Below are 17,874 nucleotides of genomic sequence, written 5' to 3'. Positions count from 1 at the left end.
CGGCGCTGCGTGCGGCCGTTACCGCATCACCCGCTACCGGCGGAGCAGCGCCGGGTCCATGAGATCGACCTCGCCGGGAGATGGCTTGGCGGCAGGGCGCGCTCGCTCGACCGCGGGCGCCTCAGGGGGGCTGTCCTTGGCCGGCGGCGCGGCGGGACGGGCGCGCGCGCTGGACGGCGGGCGCGCTGGCGGGCTCGGCGGCGCCGCTGCGGCCGCGGCCCCCGCGCCCTGCGACGGCGGGGCGCCCGCGGAGGCGTCGGTCTCCGCGGGCGCCGCCGCGCTCGCCGCCGGAGCGGGCGGCGGTGGTGGCGCGGGCGCGGCGGCGCTGCGCTGGAGCGCGTGGCTCGGGCTCGGCGTCCCGTCGGTCGACGGCGCCGTCGCGCCGGCGGAGGCAGGCGCCGCGAGCGGGCCCTCCTCGCCCCCCGGGGCGCGCAGCACGGCCACGAGCCCAGCGCCGAGCGCGATCGCCGCGCCCGCGACCAGGACGAGCGCGCCGCGCCGCCCCCTGGACGCGGCCGGCGCATTCCGGGTGCGCGCCGTGGTCGCGCGTTCCGAGGGCGCGTCGTCCGGGCGCGCGGCCGGCGCGCCCGCGTCCGCGCCCGGCGCGGCGCTCGCGTCGGCGGCCGCCGCGCCGGCCCCGGCGACGCGGGCGATGCGCTCGACCGAGAGCCGCGAGCCCTCCGGCGCGTACGGCCCGAGCGCCTGCGCGAGCTCGGCGACGCTCTGAAAGCGCCGCGCGGGGTCCTTCTCCAGGCAGCGGAGCACGACCGCGGCGAGGCCCTCCGGGGCCTCGGGGCAGCCCTCGCGGAGCCCGGCGGGCGCGCCGGCGGCGATCTTCGCGCCCATGGCCATGAAGCTGCCCGCCGCGAACGGCGGACGGCCGGTGAGGAGCTCCTGCAGGACCACGCCGAGCGACCAGATGTCCGTGCGGGCGTCCACGCGCTTCGTGCTCTCGAGCTGCTCGGGCGACATGTACAGCGGAGAGCCCATGATCGCGTCGGGCGCGGTGATGCTCACGTCGAGCGGGAGCGTCACCGCGTGCGCGTCGTCGCCTGCCCGCGCGGCGTCGCTCGCGCGCGAGATCTTCGAGATGCCGAAATCGAGCACCTTGACGAGCGGCGAGCCGTCCCGCCGCGCGGTGAGGAACAGGTTCGACGGCTTCAGATCCCGGTGGACGACGCCGAGCGCGTGCGCCTCGGCGATCGCCTCCCCCGCCTGGAGCACGTAGTCCACCGCCACCCCGACCGGCAGCCGCTTCTTCTCGTGCAGGACCTGCCCGAGGTCCTTGCCGCTCAGGAACTCCATCACGATGAACGGCGTCTCGTCGTCGAGCGTGCCGACGTCCATCACCCGCGCGACGTGCTCGCTCTCGAGCCGCGACGCCGCCCGCGCCTCGCGCAGGAAGCGCGCCACGTCCCCGCCGCTCTTCCTGCCGCGCAGGAGCTTGAGCGCCACGTTCCGCTCGAGCGCCTCGTGCCGCGCGAGCAGCACGACCCCCATCCCGCCGCTGCCCAGCGTCCGGACCACCCGGTACTTGCCGGCGAGCAGCGTCCCCGGCGCGGCGGCCTGCGCCGGGTCGCCGGCCGCCGCGGCCGGGGCGGCGCCGAGGCCCCCGTCGGCGAGGAGGGCGCCGAGCTCGGCGGCGACCTCGGCGGCGCTCGCCGGGCGGCCCTCGGGGGCCTTGGAGAGCATCCGCGCGACGAGCGCCTCGAGCGCCGGCGGGGCGAGCGGGCAGAGCTCCCGGACCGCGGGGGGCCGCTCGACGAGGATCTTCACCAGCACCGCCTCGGTGTCCGCGCCCGAGAACGGCGCCCGGCCGGTCAGGCACTCGAAGAGCACCGCGCCGAGCGCGAACACGTCGGTGCGCGCGTCAGGGGTCGCCGCGCCGCGCACCTGCTCGGGCGCCATGTAGCTCGGCGTGCCGACGAGCGTCCCGGCGCCGGTGACCGCGGCCGCGTTCGGCCCGCGCGCGAGCCCGAAATCGAGGAGCTTGACCCGATCGACGGCGCCGTCCTGCAGGAAGATGTTGCTCGGCTTGATGTCGCGGTGGACGAGGCCCTTCTCGTGCGCGGCGGCGAGGGCCGAGGCGACGCCGTGCCCGACCTCGGCCGCGTCGCGCACGCCGAGCGGGCCGGCGGCGAGCCGCTCCGCGAGCGTCACGCCCACGAGCCGCTCCATGGCGAGGTACCGCTCGCCCATCGGGGTGCTGCCGTGGGCGACGTAGCCGACGATCCCCGGGTGGGAGAGCGCGGCGAGCGCCTCGGCCTCCCGGTCGAACCGGGCGCTCGTCGCCTCGTCGACGTCGCGCAGGAGCTTGAGCGCCACGCTCCGGCGCTCCTCGCGGTCCCAGGCCTCGAAGACGACGCCCATGCCGCCCTCCCCGAGCAGCGTGTCGATCTCGAACCTGCCGGCGACGACCTCGGGCTCGGCCGCGAGCGAGACGAGGCGCCCGACCCCCGCGTCGTCGAGGAAGGTCACCGGGCGCCCCCGAGCAAGGCGCGCGACTCGGCCTCGAACTCGGCCTCGGAGCCGGTGATCTCCCGGAGCTTGTCGAGGAGCAGGCCGCGGAACTCGCGCCGCGCGGAGGCGAGGTAGTTGGTCACGTCGGTGACCTTGATCCCGAGCTCCGCGGCGAGCTCAGCATAGGTGGGGCGGCCCTCGGGGCCCTCGTCGAGCACGTAGCGCTCGAAGACGCGGAAGGTGAGCTGCTTGCCGCCCCGCTCGCAGCGCTCGCGGAGGGCGTCGACCGCCATCCCGACCAGGTGACGCTTCCACTCCCGGTCGAAGTACGTGTCGATCGAGTCGGACGCGGGCACGGCGAGCGCCTCAATCTCCCGCTCGGCAGAGGGGAAGTCAAGGCTCAGCGTCACCGCATGTCCGCCGCGCTTCTGCCGCCCGCTGCTCTCGGCCTCCTTCATGACGAAGCGGTCGAGGCACATCTTGAGATAGGTGCGGAACAGCGCCCGCGCCGGGTCGTACGCGGAGAACGTCCGCTGCTCGAGCGCGCGCGCGAAGAAGCCCTGCGTCAGGTCGGCGGCGCGCTCGCCTTCCATGCGCCAGCGGACGCGGAGGTGCTTGTACACCGGCTTCCAGTAGGCGCGCACCAGGATGTCGAACGAGCGCGCGCGCTCCGCCGGGTCGTCGCTGCCCACCGCGACGACGGCGGACCGGTGGGTCGTCGGAAACCTGCCTCGCCGGGGCCCGCGCGAGAAATCGTCGGCCATGCCTAAAGGGACGCGGGGGCCACGCGGAATAGGATCATCGACGAGGCGAAGCTACCACAGGCCGACCCCGGGAGGGAGCTCCGGCGGGCCGCGGGCGCAGGGCGCAGGGCGCATCGCGGGCCTGCCGGCGCTCCGAGCGCTCGCGCCGCCCGGCGCTCGGCGCTGCGGAGGCGCGCCTCGGTGGTACGGGAGGCGCGGCCTCGGGAGCACTCGATGTTTGAGCCGACCTTTCGTGAAGAGGAGAACAGGACATGAACAAGGCATCTCGTTTGGCCCTTGCCTCGCTGCCAGCCGCGTGTGACGACGGGGGCGTCGACGTGGAAGGACAGCAGGTTACCTTCACGGTGCTCGGCGTCCCGGCCGCACGCCCGGGGATCGGGCTGGCAGGCCGGAGCGATGCTCCGACGGCTTCTGAGACTCTTGACCGCTAGCGCCTCCCGAGGACCACGTGAAACCGCTCCGTCCGTTCCGTCGCACGCTCCGCGCTCCCCTCGCGGGGGCGCTCCTCGGCGCCTCCGCGCTGCTCTGGGGCCGGCAGGCCGCCGCCGTGGAGAGCGCCGCCGAGCAGCTGTTTCGAGAGGGCCGCGCGCTCCTCGTCGAGCAGCGCTTCGCCGAGGCCTGCCCCAAGCTCGAGGAGAGCCAGCGCCTCGAGCCGAGCCTCGGGACGAAGCTCAACCTCGCCTTCTGCCACGAGCGGCTCGGCCAGGTGGCCACGGCCTGGGTCGGCTTCCAGGAGGCGCTGATCACGGCGCGGACCGCGGGGGACGCGGCCCGGGAGGCGTTCGCCAAGGCGCGGATCGACGCGCTCGCGCCGCGGGTGCCCTGGCTCCGGGTGCGCGCCTCGGCGGGCGACGCGGGCGCCGACCAGGTGACGATCCTGCTCGACGGGGCGGCGCTCGATCCGGTCGCGTGGGACAAGGAGCTGCCGGTGGATCCGGGCGAGCACGTCGTGGCCGCGGCGCACCAAGGGGAGGTCTTCTGGGAGACGACGGTGGCGCTGAAGGAGTCGGAGCGCGTGGACGTCGCCGTGCCGGCGCCCGCGCCGGCGGAGGCGGCCCCGGCGGAGGCGGCGCCGGGGGCCGCGTCAAGGCCGGCGCGGTCGCCGGCGGTGCGGCTGCCCAGGGCGCGGCTGCTGCCCGAGGCGCCGCGCGATGGAGTGCGCGACGAGAGGAGCGTGCGCGCCGCCGCGCCGGGCGTATTGGACCGCCTCGTCTTCGAGGCAGGCGGGTTCATCGGCTATCTCTGGATGGAGGCAGACGAGATGGATGTCTGCAGCAGCAGCGGGTATGGGGACTGTTACTACGCTCTCGCAGAGGGTAGCTTCCTCGCAGGGGCGACGGGGTTCATCGGATACACGGCGACGGAGCGCCTGGACCTCGGCGTTCGCGCCCACCTCAGCCTTCACTCGAGCGCGGGCCTGCTCATCGCGCTCGGCCCGTCGGTGTCGTACCCGCTCGGCGATCGCTTCCGGGTGGGATCGTCGCTGCTCTTCGGCACGGCGACGCAGAGCGGGACGGCCTACACGGAGGGCTATTCGTGGAATGAGAACGGCTACGAATATGGTGGAGACATGGTGGAGGCGAGCTTGTCGCTGGGATTTGCGCTGGGCCTGGGCGCCGAGATCGGCATGAAGCTCACGGACAGCCCGTCGGGCTCGCTCTTCCTGCAGGCCACGCCGCTGTTCCTCGTCGGCGCGGACGGCCTGGCGGCGTCCCTGCCGCTCGGCGTGGCCTACCGGTGGAACTGACGTCCTGAGCCGGCTGCGCTCAGGGCGCGGTCACGACGGCGATCTCGCCGGTCGCGTACAGCGCGGAGGTGTCCCACGCGAGCCCCGGTGCGAGCGGCACGTCGATGTTCACCGAGGCGAACGCCCCTGTGAGGTCACCGCTCCAGCCGAGCAGAGCCACGGTGTCCCCGGCCTGGAACGACGCCGAACCGTCCGCCGGCCGGACCTCGAGCGCCCCGTCGAGGTGGACGTCGCCGTCCACCTGGAGGAGCGGCAAGGCGCTCGATCCTGCGACCGTGACGCGGAGGGCGGCGCCTGGCCCCTGGGTGTAGCTGCCGGCGACGACGGTCGACAGGTGGACCTCTCCCACGGAGAGCTCGCCGGCCTGGAGGTTGTCGAGATCGCCCACGAAGCTGCCGGTCTCGAGGCGCCCGCCGGCGAGCTCGAAGTCGCCCTCCGCGACCTCCATCGCGCCCGCGATGAGGTCGCCGTCCGCGAGGCGCACGGACGGCCCCAGGTACGGGTAGGGATCGCCGCCTGCCCACGGCGTGGTCCGCAGGAGGCCGCCAATGCTCACGAAGGCGTGCTTGTCGACCAGGAGCGATGGATACTGGTTGCCGATGGCAGAGACGGTGACGTCGCCGCTGTTGATCCACGATGCATAGACATCGTTCACCTTGACGAAGCCCCCGCCGAGCTCGGAGCGGATCTCGGTCTCTTCCGTCACGAGGGTCCCATAGGCCCCGACGGTGAGCGTGCCGTATCCGCGGTTCGCCCCCACGCGCAGGAGCCCCTGGTTGGTCCACGTGCCGCCCCAGCCGCTCACGGTCGCGTGGCTGTTCAGGAGGTCATCGCCGTCGATGCGCGCGCCCACCGTGAACAGCTCGCCGCGGTGAATGTTCAGGAGGCCACGGCTCGCCACGCCGAGGACGAACTCCCCCGTGCTCACCCACTTCGTCGCGGAGCCCGTGATCACGACCTCGCCCCCGCAGATCGAGCAGCCGTGGACGCCGCCGATATAGACGTCATGGGAGAAGAGGCTCCCTCCTTGCTTGAGCTCGACGTAGCCCTGCCCGAGGTCGCCGACGTAGGTGTTTCCTCCGCTCGTCAGGGTGGCGTCGTACCCCTCGACGAACAGACGACCATGACCCAGCGTGCCTCTCGCGCCCACCACGAGGTCGTCGGTGATCACCTCGGCGCCGTTCCGGACGACGACCCAGCCCTCGGAGAGGTTGGCTCTGCCGATCCCCATGGATCCATGGTTGATCCATGTCGAGCCATACCCCTCGATCAAGACGGTGCCGAAATCGGCGCTCCCCCCGTTCACGGACGCGCCGGGGCTGATCAACGTCCCACCATCGGTCACCTCGACCGTCCCGGATCCCACGACGAGCTGGCTCGTCCCCAGGTCCCAAGGATCGGATGGATTCTGAGGAGATACGCCTCCCGCGATGGTCACGGCTGCGTGGGCCTGTTCTGCCGCGCCCGCCGACGTGGCGACGAGCAGCACCGAGAGAGCGCATCGAGCTTGATAGTTCATCATTCTGATCCCTCCACGAGAAAGTTCAGTGCGCGTGAGAGCGCGCCATTGCCTGATGCCTCCGCAGCTCCGGAGCACCATGCGAATGTGGTCTCCCACGATGAAATGGATAGGCGAATCGATTCACCATTGCAATGCATTTCGCCGGGTCATCGCGGCCTGGGTCCGCATGTCACCGGATGGTAGAAATCGAGTCACACAGCCCCGTGATCCCAGCGCCAGCGCCAGCGCCGCAGCGCAGCGCCTGGATGACGCGCTGCAGTGCGACGCCCGGGGACGCGGCGGACACCGGTTCTTCGGCGAGCGCGGCTCTGCTCCCTACCCCGCTGCGCTGGACGTGTCGTGAGCGTCCGGCGCGCGCCGGACGTTCGTGCCAGGGGTAAGCACCCATCTCGCTCGGTCAACGGGTCTGGCAAGATTTCATCGCTCCTGGTCGACGAGGGCGCTGAGCATCGGCGGCCTCCTCCGGACGGCGCCCTGGGCTGGCGGCGATCCCTACCCCTACCCGGGGCCGGCCTCCGCCCACGCCGTGCTCCCCGTCGCCCAGTTCGCGGAGGAGGAGGGCACGATGACGAACCTCGAAGGGCGGGTGATCCTCCGGCAGCGGGCGCGCCGGCCGCTTCTATCACCCCGGCGGCCGGGCGCGCTTCCACGCCGTCCACCACCGGCCGGCCGCCGAGCTCCCCGACGACGCGTATCCGCTCTACTTCACGACCGGACGCTACAAGGAGCATTACAACTCCGGCGCTCAGACGCGCCGGGTCTCCGCGCTGGACGAGGCGAAGCCCGAGCCGAAGGTCCAGGCCCACCCCCGGCTGGTGGCGCGGCTCGGCGTGGTCGAAGGCGACTGGCTGCTCGTCGAGAGCCGCCGAGGGTCGGTCGTCTTCCGGGTCTCGGTCACGCCGGAGATCCGGCCCGACACGCTGTTTGCGCCGTTCCACTGGGGCGGCAAGAAGGCCGCCAACGTCCTCACCAAGCCGGCGCTGGACCCGACCAGCCGGATGCCGGAGTTCAAGGTGTGCGCCGTCAGGGCGCGCCGGGTCTCGGAGTCGAACCGATGCGAAGGAAGGACCTTGTCGTCGTTGGCAATGGCATGGCCACCTGCCGCCTGCTGGACGAGCTCGTCTCGCGCGGCGCCCGGGACCGCTACAACATCACCGTGTTCGGCGAGGAGCCCGGCGGCGCGTACAGCCGCGTCCTGCTCAGCAAGGTGCTCGCGGGCGAGGCGCCCGACTCCATCGTGACGAAGCCGCCGGCGTGGTACGAGCGGAACGGCGTGAAGCTCGTCAGCGGGACGTCCGTGGAGCGGCTCGACACCGCGGCCAGGATGGTCGTGACGGACGGCGCCGCGGCCCACCGTTACGACGTCGCGGTGATCGCCACCGGGAGCCGGCCGCTCGTCCCGCCGCTCGAGGGGATGACGACGGCGGAGGGCGATCTGCGTCCGGGCGTCTTCGTCTACAGGACCATGGACGATTGCCTCCGGATGCGCGGCCACGCGCGGGCGGGAGACAACGCCATCGTGGTCGGCGGCGGGCTGCTCGGCCTGGAGGCCGCCAAGGTGCTGAGCGACATGGGGCTGCACGTGACCGTCATTCACGTCGCCAAGGGCCTCATGAACGCGCAGCTCGATCAGATGGGCGGCGACATGCTCGAGCAGCAGATCGAGCGCTGCGGGATCTTCGTCCGCACCGGGCGCACGGTCGAGGCGATCTGCGGGGACGAGGTGGTGGAAGGGGGCCGGCTCGACGACGGCAGCGTGTTGCCGGCGGACATGGTGATCCTGGCGTGCGGGGTGCGGCCGCGCGTCGACGTCGCGCGCGCCTCGGGGCTGCCCATCAACAAAGGCATCGTGGTCAACGACACCATGGCCACCCAGGTGCCCGGCGTCTACGCGATCGGCGAGTGCGCGGAGCACCGGGGCAGGCTCTACGGCATCGTGACGCCGATCTGGGAGCAGGCCGCCGTCCTCGCGGATCTCCTGACGGGCGCGAACCCGCAGGCGCGCTACCGGGGCTCGAAGCTCTACAGCCGGCTGAAGGTGGCGGGGGTCGACGTCACCTCGATGGGCAGCGTCGAGCCGGAGCTCGAGAGCGACGAGGTGCTGCAGATCGTGGAGACGCGGAAGTGCACCTACCGGAAGCTCGTCCTTCGCGACGGGCGGCTCCTCGGGGCCATGTTCGTCGGCAACACCGCGGCCTCGGCGGCGCTCGTGCAGCTGTTCGATCGCAACGATCCGCTGCCGGCCGACCCGCTGGAGGTGCTCTGCGCGGGCGGCGGCGGCGGTGTTGGAGGGACGGCGGCGCAGGGCGAGCGGATGGTGTGCAATTGCCACAAGGTCAGCGAGTCGGCGCTCCGAGAGGCGATCCAGGGGGGCGCCTGCACGCTCGAGGCGGTGTGCGCGGCGACCAAGGCGGGCACCGGGTGCGGCTCGTGCCGCAGCGAGGTCACGCAGATCGTGGCGCGGCACGCCCCCGCGGAGGAGCCGCCCGCGGGACGCATCGTGGCCGCGGGGTAGGCGCGGGTTCCTGGCTTCTCGTGGGGGTTCGCGCGGCGCGTACCGGAGGAGCAAGCGATTCCGCGCGAGCCCGGGCGCTTACTTCTTGTTGATGTTCGACACGGCGAACTGGCTTCGAACCGGATAATGCACGCCGACCTTCGCGGTCACGTCGACGTTGGCCTTGCGCTCGAACACCATCACGCAATCCGAACCGCCGAACTGGAAGTACGAGAACATCTCGCCTTTGCTCAGCGGCTTGCCCACCAGCTCGGCTCGGATCTTCTGGTTCAAGAGATCGACCTGCTGCTGGTAATCGCGCCCCTTCTTCTCCTCCGGCGTCAGCGTGATAGGCCGCTGTCCGTCGGCCGCGGGGGTCACGAACACCACGGAAGAGACCTGCGCCATGCCCATGGGCAGGACCGCGACCTTGCCGATGTCGGACTCGAGCACCAGGAGGCCGCGGCACTGCACGAACTGGTATCCCGTCGGGTCCCCGGCGTCCAGGTAGCGCTGCGGGATGACCGCCCGCGCGAGATCGCCGTTCACGTCGTTCCCATCCTGCGTCTCGAGCGCCACCTCCAGGTAGACCTGCCCCGGGATGAACTTGGCCTCCAGCACCCTGCCCGCCACGGGCGTGTGCTGCCGGTGGTAGTCATAGGTGTTCAGGAAGCTGTGGCAGAAGACGCCGCCCTCGAAGAAGCTCGCATACTCGCTGTCCTGGAGGAGCTCGCGGATCGACCACTCGATGTGCTTGACCACGATCGAGGGCGGCGCCGGCAGCGGCTTGCCCACCTTCGTGCTGACCGTCCACTGCCCCACGAACGTCGATTCGGCGGGGAACACGACGACCCGATCGTCCTTCGCGGAGGCGACCGGCCGCTGTCCATCGATGTCCCTGAATTTGCGCGCGAAGAACTCGTTGAAGGTCGTGTATTCCTCGGGCGCCTTCTCGTAGTCCTGCCAGGCATACTCAGGCGCGTACTTGAAGCTCTCGATGTACTTCATCGACGCCGGCGTGTCGAGGAAGGCCCCCCACTCGACGGCGAAGTCGCGCAGCCAGCGTGAGACCGGGGAGAGCTTCGCCCCGTCGAGCGGCGCGATCGGGCTCTGCAGGACCTCCAGCGACGGCTGGTTGAAGTAGTAGTAGAACTGCGTGATCCGCAGGTACACCGTGCGCTCGTGCAGCTCCTCGCCATCCCAGTCCCAGACGCGGATCTCCGGGATCCAGGTCACCAGCGCGTCCACGTAGAAATAGAATTGGTCCAGGGTCTTGATCTGATCCAGCTCCGGGACCCTCTGGGCGCTCACGGTCTTGATGGCGTCCTCGAAGGCGCCACGATAGTAGTTCGCCTCGATGATGGACTTGAGCTCCTTCGTCGCCCGTTGCTGGGGCTCGTAGGCCACCCCCTCCTGGGGCAGGTCTCGCAGGAACGGCGGCGCCTGCGGCGGAAGCTGCTTGGCCGCCGCGGAGGCGAGCTCGCCCGTCGCTCGCCCTGCGGTCTCGTGGGAGCGCTTCAAAGCCCGATCCAGGTCCTGAGCGGACGCGACGCGCCTCCGTCGGACGGAGCTGGGAACGATGCGGTGCTTGCTGCTCATAGGCCTCTCCTTGGCGCGAGTCGTTGGTTGGTGGCTCGAACGTTCGACGTCCGGCGCGCGCCGACACGAGAGCTCTGGCGCTGCGCGTGTCGCCGCGATGCTTTGCAGTGGGCGTGCCATGGCCTCGGGGACCCGAGAGGCGGCTGAGACACCGGACGGCACGCACCTCGGGACGGCCCCGCGGTCGGCCTAGATCGCGCAGACCAGCGCAACGGCCCGCGCGCATCGGGGGCGCCCGGGAGCTCTTGCCGACGGCGGCGCCTGGCAGATCCTTGCCGGCCGGCAACGACTTGCCGGCAAATCCTTGCCGGATGGAGCGCCGCCAGCGAACGGTCCAGCGAGCCTGCGGCCGCGCCGTGCTCGCGCGTGAGGCATGCGAAGCGTTGGTCGGGCTCGGGCGCCTCGCAGGCTCACCGCCGGAGCAGCGTCTCCGCCCCCGCCTGCGAGCTGCCCAGGCTGGCCCATCGCCCCGTGAGCTGCCTGCCCTCGATCGCATAGCTCACCACGCCGACCGGCTGCCCCGGCGACCAGCCCACCACGAGCTGGTCTCCCGAGCGGAGGCCCACCCCCTTCAGCGCGCCGGTGCTCAGCGTCCAGGTCACCGCGTACGTGTCGCCCGTGCGCGCGATGGCGACCGTCCCTCTCCGGCTCCCCTCGACGATGCGGTAGCTGCCGGTCAACCCCTCGGGCCCCTGCAGCGTCTCGGCCTCGACCTGGCCGGGCCGATCGCTCGCGATCCACTGCCCGCGCAGGCGATCGCCCTCGATGCGGTAGGCGGCCGCGCCGTACGGGCCGCCGCTCGCCCAGCCCACGGCGAGGGTCTGCCCCTGCAAGAACGCGATCCCCTCGTAGCCGGCGCCTTTCGTGATGATCCAGGCGATGCGGTACGTGTCCCCGCTCCGCGACAGGAGGACGTTGCCCGCATAGCTGCCCTGCCCGCCCGGGTTGCGCGACGCGGTGATGTCGTACGTGCCGGCCAGGTCGACGTCGCCGGCCGTCGCGGCGCCCGGAGGCCGGGCCGGCGGTGTCGGGGCGCCGGCGGGGGCCGCGCCGGCGCTGCCGGCGCTGCCGTACGGCGGCGGCAGGGCCTCGGGCTCGGTCGCGCGCAGGCGCGCGACGAGCACGACGCCGCCGACGGCGAGGGCGGCGACGGCGAGCAGCCCGCCGCCGGCGATCGCGAGCAGCAGGCCCCAGGGCGCCCTGCGCGCCGGTCGGGCCGGGACCGGCACCAGGGTGCCGCCGGCCACGCCGCCGACGCCGGTGCCGACGAGCGTCGGGTAGATCGCGCCCGTGGTCGCCGGCGGGGCCGGCGCGAACGGCCCGGGCAGCGGGGCCGCGGGCCGGTGGGCGGCCGCGGCGAGCACGGGATCGAGCGCGGCCATGGCCTGCGCGGCGTCGGCGAAGCGAGCGCGGGCGTCGCGCGCGACGCACCGGGCGAACCAGGCGTCGAAGCCCGCCGGGATCAGGTGCGGGCAGCCGAGGCGCGCGGCGCGGGCGGACGCCGGCTCCAGCGGGACGAACAGCACCTCGCGCATCAGCGACATGACCGAGGCGCTCGGCCCGCGGCTCGGCTCGAGCCAGTACATGCGCCCCGTGAGCACCGTGAAGGCGAGCAGCCCGAGCGCCCAGACGTCCGACGCCGGGGTGACGTGCTGCGACGCCTCGGTCTGCTCCGGCGCCATCCAGAGCGGCGTCCCGACCGACGCGGTCAGCGCCGTGGTGGCGCGCGCCTCGGCCACGATCTTCGCGACGCCGAAGTCGAGCACCTTGACCTTGAAGCGGACGTTCTGCTGCCGCGGCCGCGCGATGAAGACGTTCTCGGGCTTGAGGTCGCGGTGCACCACGCCCGCGCGGTGCGCCGCCGCGAGCGCGTGGCACAGCTGCCCCATCAGCTCGCGGACCTCGTCGGGCGGCAGCGCGCCGCGCTGCGCGATCACGGTCGACAGATCGGCCCCGTCGAGCAGCTCCATCGCGAGCCACGGGGTCTGCGTCGCCGGATCGACGCCGGCCGCGACCACCTCCACCACGTGGTCGCTCTCGATGCGCGCCCCCACCCTCGCCTCCTGCTCGAAGCGCTCGCGGAACCGCGGGTCCTGCGCGAGCTGCGCGTGCATCAGCTTCACCGCGCGCTGCTTGCCCGTGGAGATCTGCTCGGCCACGAGCACGGCGCCCATGCCCCCCTGGCTCAGGGGGCGGACGATGCGGAAATCGCCCCCGAGGACGGTGCCGGGGGCGAGCGGTGCGGCTGTCGTGAGGTCGAGCATGGCGAGAGGGGCGGCGCCGCGAGCGGCGCGCTCCGGTAGCGTACCCCCGGACGCGCGACGAAGGGGCGCCGCAAAGCGCCCGGCCACGCTGGCGGCGGCGCCGTCGCCGGGCCCCCAGGGCTCAGATCTCCGCCAGACCGATGTCGATCGTCGCGAGGCCGCGCGCGCCCTCGGGCGCGCCCACGGACAGCTCCAGCACGCTCTCCGGGGGGACGTCCTCGACGATGACGAGCGGCACGTGGATCGCCGCCTTGGCGCCGATCGGGAAGTAGCGCATCGGCTGGCCGTCGCGCGTGAGCAAGAGGTAGATGAGCTCGGACGTGGAGTTGCCGGCGCGCAGGTAGATGAGCTGCGCGCGCTTGTCCCGCGGGACCGTGTACCCGATCACCGGACGGAGGGGGACCGGCCGCTCCAGCCCCTGCCCCTCGAACGCGTAGACCCCCTGGATGAACCTCGGTGTTTCCAACGTGACCTCCCGGGCGAGCCGCCGGGCGAGCGCGCCCCTCGGCGCGCCGCGTGGGGTGCGATTCGGCTGCACGGGAGTGATACAGCGCGGCCAGTTTCGAGGGCACGTTGCCTGGCGAAGCGATCCCGTGTAGGTCGAGTTTCCAAGGTGTTTCGATCGTCTCCGTCCTCTTCTCCCCGCCCGGGCGGGGCCGCCGAGCTCGTCGTGGTCGGGGCCGGCTCGGCCGGCGCGGTGATCGCGGCGCGCGTCACGGAGCGCGCCGATCGCGAGGTGCTGCTGCTCGAGGCGGGCCCGGACTACCCGGACCACGCGCGCCTGCCCGCCGACCTGCGGGACGGCACGCGCAACTCGTGGCTCGCGCACGACTGGGGCTACCGCCACCGGCCGACGCCGGGGCAGATCATGTTCCTGTTCCCGCGCGGCAAGGTGGTCGGCGGCTCGTCGGCCGTGAACACGTGCATCGCGATCCGCGGCATGCCGTACGACTACGACGAGTGGGCCGCGCTCGGCCTGCCCGAGTGGGGCTTCGACGCCTGCCTGCCCTACTTCAAGCGCCTCGAGGACGACCGCGACTTCGGCGAGCCGTGGCACGGCAAGGGCGGCCCGGTGCCCATCCGCCGGGCGCGGCGCGAGGAGCTCGTGCCGTGGCAGGCGGCGTTCGTCGACGGGTGCAGGGCGCTCGGCTACCGCGAGTGCGCGGACACGAACGATCCGCAGGCGCCCGACGGAGTCGGGCCGCACGCGATGAACAAGATCGACGGCCAGCGCATGAGCGCCGCGCGCTGCTACCTGACCGCCGAGGTGCGCCGGCGGGAGAACCTGCGGCTCCGGCCGCGCACGACGGTGCGGCGGGTGCTGGTGCGGAATCGCCGCGTCGAGGGGGTCGAGGTCGAGACCGACGGGCGCGTCGAGGTCGTCGCGACGCGGAAGGTGGTGTTGAGCGCGGGCGCGATCGCGACGCCCGGGATCCTGCTGCGCAGCGGGATCGGGCCGCGCGACCAGCTCGCGCGGCTCGGGGTCGAGCCCGTGTCCGACGTGCCCGCCGTGGGGGCGCGGCTGCTCGACCATCCGGGGGCGGCCATCGGCCTGTGGCCGCGCCGCCGCGGGCTGATCGACGTCCTGCGCCAGCCGCTCGTGCAGACGGTGCTCCGCTACACGTCGCGCGGCAGCCCGTACCCGAACGACATGCAGCTCCAGCCGGGCTCCTTCTTCCCGGTGCACCCGCGCCTCACGATCCCGGCGTTCGCCATCGCGTGCTGCATCGGCAAGCCGCGCGGCGCTGGCCGCATCGAGTACCTGAGCGCCGACCCGCACGCGCGGCCGCGCATCGTCTCCAACATGCTCGTCGACCGCGACGATCGCGCGCGGGCGGTCGACGCGCTGGTGCTCGCGTACGAGGTCGCCCGCACCGCGCCGATGCGCGATCTCGGCTTCTTCCTGTGGCCCACGGAGCGCACGCTGATGCGGCGCGAGGCGCTGGAGCGGTGGATCACCCGGAGCTGCGGCTCCGGGTATCACCCGTGCGGGACGGTCCCGATGGGGCCCGAGGGGGACGCGGCGGCGGCGGTCGACGGGCGCGGGCGGGTGCGCGGCGTCGAGGGCCTGATCGTCGCGGATGCGAGCATCATGCCGACCATCCCGAGCGTGAACACGAACCTGACCGCGCTGATGATCGGCGAGCGCTTCGGCGAGTGGCTCCGCGAGGGCGCGGTGTAGCCGGCGGCGGACGCGGACCAGCGCGCGCAGCGTGACTGTCTGGGGGAGCGGCCAGCTGTGGAGTGCATGGGCAGCAGCGCGGGAGGAACGTCATGAATCGACCGGAGCAGCTACACGAGCGGCTGGACGCGATCGGTCGCTCGCTGGAGAGCAGCGGCAAGGCGCTCGCGTTGATCGGACTGGGCTCGCTGGGCGTCGAGACCGCGCGGGCAGACAGGTACTCGGACCTCGACTTCTACGCCGTCGTGCGCCCCGGCCACAAGGCTGAGCTCCTCCGCGATCTTCGCTGGATGAGCGCGGCCCATCCCGTGGCGTGGTGCTTCCAGAACACGCCGCACGGCTACAAGCTGCTCTACGAGGACGGGATCTTCTGCGAGCTCGAGGTGTACGAGCCAGAGGATCTGCCCAAGGTGCGCTATGCCGAGGGGCGATTCGTCTGGAAGGCGCGGGACTGCGATGCGTCTTTGCGGATCCCGGCCCAGGAGATCGGAGATCGAGAGGAGCGGTCGGTCGCGTGGAACGTGGGCGAGCTGGTGACCAACCTGTACGTCGGCCTGTGCCGGTATCGACGCGGGGAGAAGCTCTCGGCGTACCGGTTCGTGCAGGGATACGCGGTCGATCGGGTGATGGAACTGCTCCCGCACATCAGGACACCCGAGCCGGTGCACCGCGATCCGTTCGGTCGCGAGCGGCGCATCGAGCAGCAGTATCCGGACATGACGGCTGATTTTGCCTCGTTCATGCAGGGCTACGAGAGGACGCCGGAATCGGCGCTTTCGCTCTTGCGCTGGGTAGAGCGGTACTTCGAGGTGAACCCCGCGATGCGCCGCCTCGTCGAGGAACTTTGCCTGCGGTGAGGCACGGCGGGGGCCGCGCGCGATGATGTCAGGCGGTGGTTGCGGATGGCGCCGCTCGGGCTGACGGTGCACCCGCCGCCGCTCGATCTCGCCAGCTTCTGGTTCGCGCTGATCTGGCATCGGCGCGCGCAGAGCGAGCCGGCGCAGCGCTGGCTGCGCGACCAGATCGTGAAGGCAGCTTCCCGACGGCGGCGTCCCTCGGAACGAGCGCCTCGTTCCTGTAGGCTCGGCCGTCATGCGCACCCGATACCTGATCTTGCTCGCCTTCACCTCGGCCACCTTTTCGCTTGTCGCCTGCGGAGGTGATGCCGGCGCGGACCCCCAGGCCGAAGGCGGCGGTGGCGCGGGCGGCGCGGACCCCCAGGCCGGGGGCGGCGGCGGCGCGGGCGGCGCGGACCCCCAGGCCGAGGGCGGCGGCGGCGCGGGCGGCGCGGACCCCCAGGCCGAGGGCGGCGGCGGCGCGGGCGGCGCGGATCCCCAGGCCGGGGGCGGCGGCGGCGCGGGCGGCGCGGATCCCCAGGCCGGGGGCGGCGGCGGCGCGGGCGGCGCGGACCCCCATAGCTCGGACGACATCCTCGATCAGCTCCAGACCGTCGAGGGGCTCACGGTCGAGGAGCTGGACTCGGGCCTTCCGGGCTACCGCTACTTCGTCATGGAGATCGACCAGCCTGCGGATCACGATGAGCCGGACGGCGCGCGGTTTCGCCAGCGCCTTGTGCTCCACCACCGGGACCTCGCCGCGCCCGTGGTGATCGCGACGGAAGGCTACAACCTCTGGCCGGACTACCAGTGGCTCGACGAGCCCACCGAGCTGCTCGCCGGCAACCAGATCCGCGTCGAGCACCGCTTCTTCACGCCTTCCCGCCCGGAGCCTGCGGACTGGTCGCAGCTCACCATCGAGCAAGCCGCCGCGGACATTCACCACGTCATCGCGTCGTTGAGGCCCTTCTACGAGGGCAAGTGGATCTCCACCGGCGGGAGCAAGGGCGGGATGACCTCGATCTACCATCGTCGCTTCTATCCCGACGACGTGGACGGCACCGTGGCTTACGTGGCGCCGCACAGCATGGGCAACCCCGACCCGCGCTACCTCGAGTTCCTGGCCGAGCGCGGCGATGCGGCCTGCCAGGGCGCGCTCCGGGAGTTCCAGCGCGAGGTGCTGCTGCGGCGCCCGGCGATGCTGGCGCGCATGGAGGCCGACGCAGCGGCAGAGGGCTTCTCCTACGACCTGCTCGGCATCGAGAGGGTCCTGGAGACCGCGGTGGTCGACTCCGTCTTTGCGTTCTGGCAGTACATGGACGCGACCCTCTGCGGCGCCGTCCCGACCGCGGCGTCGGACGACGAGGACGTCTGGGCCTTCCTCGATACGGTGAGCCAGCCCTCGTTCTACAGCGATGCTTCCCTCCTCGTGTACGAGCCGTACTACTGGCAAGCTGCGGTCCAGCTTGGTTATCCGGCGATCGCGACGGAGCACCTCGCCGACCTCCTCGTGTACCCCGACGCCGACACGGCCACGTCGTTCATCGTGCCTGGACCCGGCAAGGATCCGGTCTTCGATCCCGGGGCGATGCGGGACATCTCCGCTTGGCTCACCGCCGAGGGCGAGCGGCTGATGTTCCTTTACGGCGAGAACGACCCGTACACGGCCGCCGCCTTCGACGTCGGGGAGGCTCGGGACACGCACCGCTTCGTCGTGCCGGATGGAAACCACCTCTCCAGCCTGGGCGATCTCTCGCCGCCCGAGCGCGATATCGCCTTCGGTGCGCTCGCGTCGTGGGCGGGTGTCTCGCCCATCGACGTCGACCGCGCGCGCGCGCGTGCGCCCCGCATGCTGCTCCGCGGCCATCGGTGGATCATGCGGCGCTGACCGCAGTCGCCGGTAGTGGTCAACGTTGCCCGGAGAGAGTCCACATGAAGGCGAGAAGACGGGAAGATCATGAAGGTTTTCTTCCCGCCTTCCCGCCTTCATGTTCAAATTTGACCAC

The 17,874-nt window shown here is 72.3% G+C and carries 11 protein-coding genes and 1 pseudogene; 6 read left to right on the top strand and 6 right to left on the bottom strand.

Annotated elements, in window-relative coordinates; all coding sequences use genetic code 11:
• Positions 1-33: 33 nt before the first annotated feature.
• Together WMF33_RS21070 and WMF33_RS21065 are read right to left on the bottom strand one after the other, a co-directional pair.
• The gene (locus tag WMF33_RS21070) at positions 34-2,478 is read right to left on the bottom strand and encodes a serine/threonine-protein kinase (RefSeq protein WP_437338824.1); all 2,445 of its coding nucleotides are present in this window, start codon (positions 2,476-2,478) and stop codon (positions 34-36) included.
• Complete coding sequence (locus WMF33_RS21065; RefSeq protein WP_437338823.1) at positions 2,475-3,224, bottom strand: RNA polymerase sigma factor; 750 nt, start codon at positions 3,222-3,224, stop codon at positions 2,475-2,477. Before WMF33_RS21065 ends, WMF33_RS21070 begins: the two co-directional genes overlap by 4 nt.
• A 448-nt stretch (positions 3,225-3,672) precedes the next feature.
• Between WMF33_RS21065 and WMF33_RS21060 the strand changes: the two genes are divergently transcribed.
• Positions 3,673-4,971, top strand: coding sequence for a hypothetical protein (locus WMF33_RS21060; protein ID WP_437338822.1), 1,299 nt, complete (start codon positions 3,673-3,675; stop codon positions 4,969-4,971).
• Between the two features lie 19 nt (positions 4,972-4,990).
• Here WMF33_RS21060 and WMF33_RS21055 read toward each other — a convergent pair whose 3' ends face one another.
• Positions 4,991-6,490 carry a hypothetical protein gene (locus WMF33_RS21055; RefSeq protein ID WP_437338821.1) on the bottom strand — a complete coding sequence of 500 codons (1,500 nt, stop codon included), beginning with the start codon at positions 6,488-6,490 and terminating at the stop codon, positions 4,991-4,993.
• A gap of 761 nt (positions 6,491-7,251) precedes the next feature.
• On the opposite strand from WMF33_RS21055, the pseudogene WMF33_RS21050 reads away from it, so the two are divergent.
• Positions 7,252-7,455, top strand: a pseudogene (locus WMF33_RS21050) (molybdopterin dinucleotide binding domain-containing protein); the annotation flags it as partial.
• Between the two features lie 92 nt (positions 7,456-7,547).
• The gene (locus WMF33_RS21045) at positions 7,548-9,008 is read left to right on the top strand and encodes an FAD-dependent oxidoreductase (protein WP_437338820.1); all 1,461 of its coding nucleotides are present in this window, start codon (positions 7,548-7,550) and stop codon (positions 9,006-9,008) included.
• A 78-nt stretch (positions 9,009-9,086) separates the two neighbouring features.
• Here the strand turns inward: WMF33_RS21045 and WMF33_RS21040 are convergent, their stop codons facing one another.
• From WMF33_RS21040 to WMF33_RS21030, 3 genes are all read right to left on the bottom strand, one after another.
• Entirely contained in the window at positions 9,087-10,508 is a 1,422-nt protein-coding gene (locus tag WMF33_RS21040; RefSeq protein WP_437338819.1) for a phosphatidylserine decarboxylase, read from the bottom strand.
• Positions 10,509-10,996: 488 nt separating this feature from the next.
• Entirely contained in the window at positions 10,997-12,850 is a 1,854-nt protein-coding gene (locus WMF33_RS21035) for a serine/threonine-protein kinase (protein WP_437338818.1), read from the bottom strand.
• A gap of 121 nt (positions 12,851-12,971) precedes the next feature.
• On the bottom strand, positions 12,972-13,316 hold the full coding sequence (locus WMF33_RS21030) for a molybdopterin oxidoreductase (protein ID WP_437338817.1): 345 nt from the start codon (positions 13,314-13,316) through the stop codon (positions 12,972-12,974).
• 147 nt (positions 13,317-13,463) lie between these two features.
• On the opposite strand from WMF33_RS21030, the gene WMF33_RS21025 reads away from it, so the two are divergent.
• The 3 genes from WMF33_RS21025 to WMF33_RS21015 all read left to right on the top strand — a co-directional run bounded on the left by WMF33_RS21025 (position 13,464) and on the right by WMF33_RS21015 (position 17,756).
• Complete coding sequence (locus tag WMF33_RS21025) at positions 13,464-15,032, top strand: GMC family oxidoreductase (protein WP_061621665.1); 1,569 nt, start codon at positions 13,464-13,466, stop codon at positions 15,030-15,032.
• A 92-nt stretch (positions 15,033-15,124) separates the two neighbouring features.
• Positions 15,125-15,889: a hypothetical protein gene (locus WMF33_RS21020; protein ID WP_437338816.1), complete on the top strand. Its 765-nt coding sequence runs from the start codon at positions 15,125-15,127 to the stop codon at positions 15,887-15,889.
• A gap of 235 nt (positions 15,890-16,124) precedes the next feature.
• Complete coding sequence (locus tag WMF33_RS21015) at positions 16,125-17,756, top strand: S28 family serine protease (protein WP_437338815.1); 1,632 nt, start codon at positions 16,125-16,127, stop codon at positions 17,754-17,756.
• Positions 17,757-17,874 lie beyond the last annotated feature (118 nt).

Origin of the sequence: Sorangium sp. So ce394 (assembly GCF_051474665.1) — a bacterium.
In the GTDB taxonomy this organism is placed as follows: Bacteria; Myxococcota_A; Polyangia; order Polyangiales; family Polyangiaceae; genus Sorangium; species Sorangium cellulosum_D.
The sequence above is the reverse complement of the archived record's forward strand: the minus strand, read 5'-3'. Positions and strand labels throughout refer to the sequence as shown.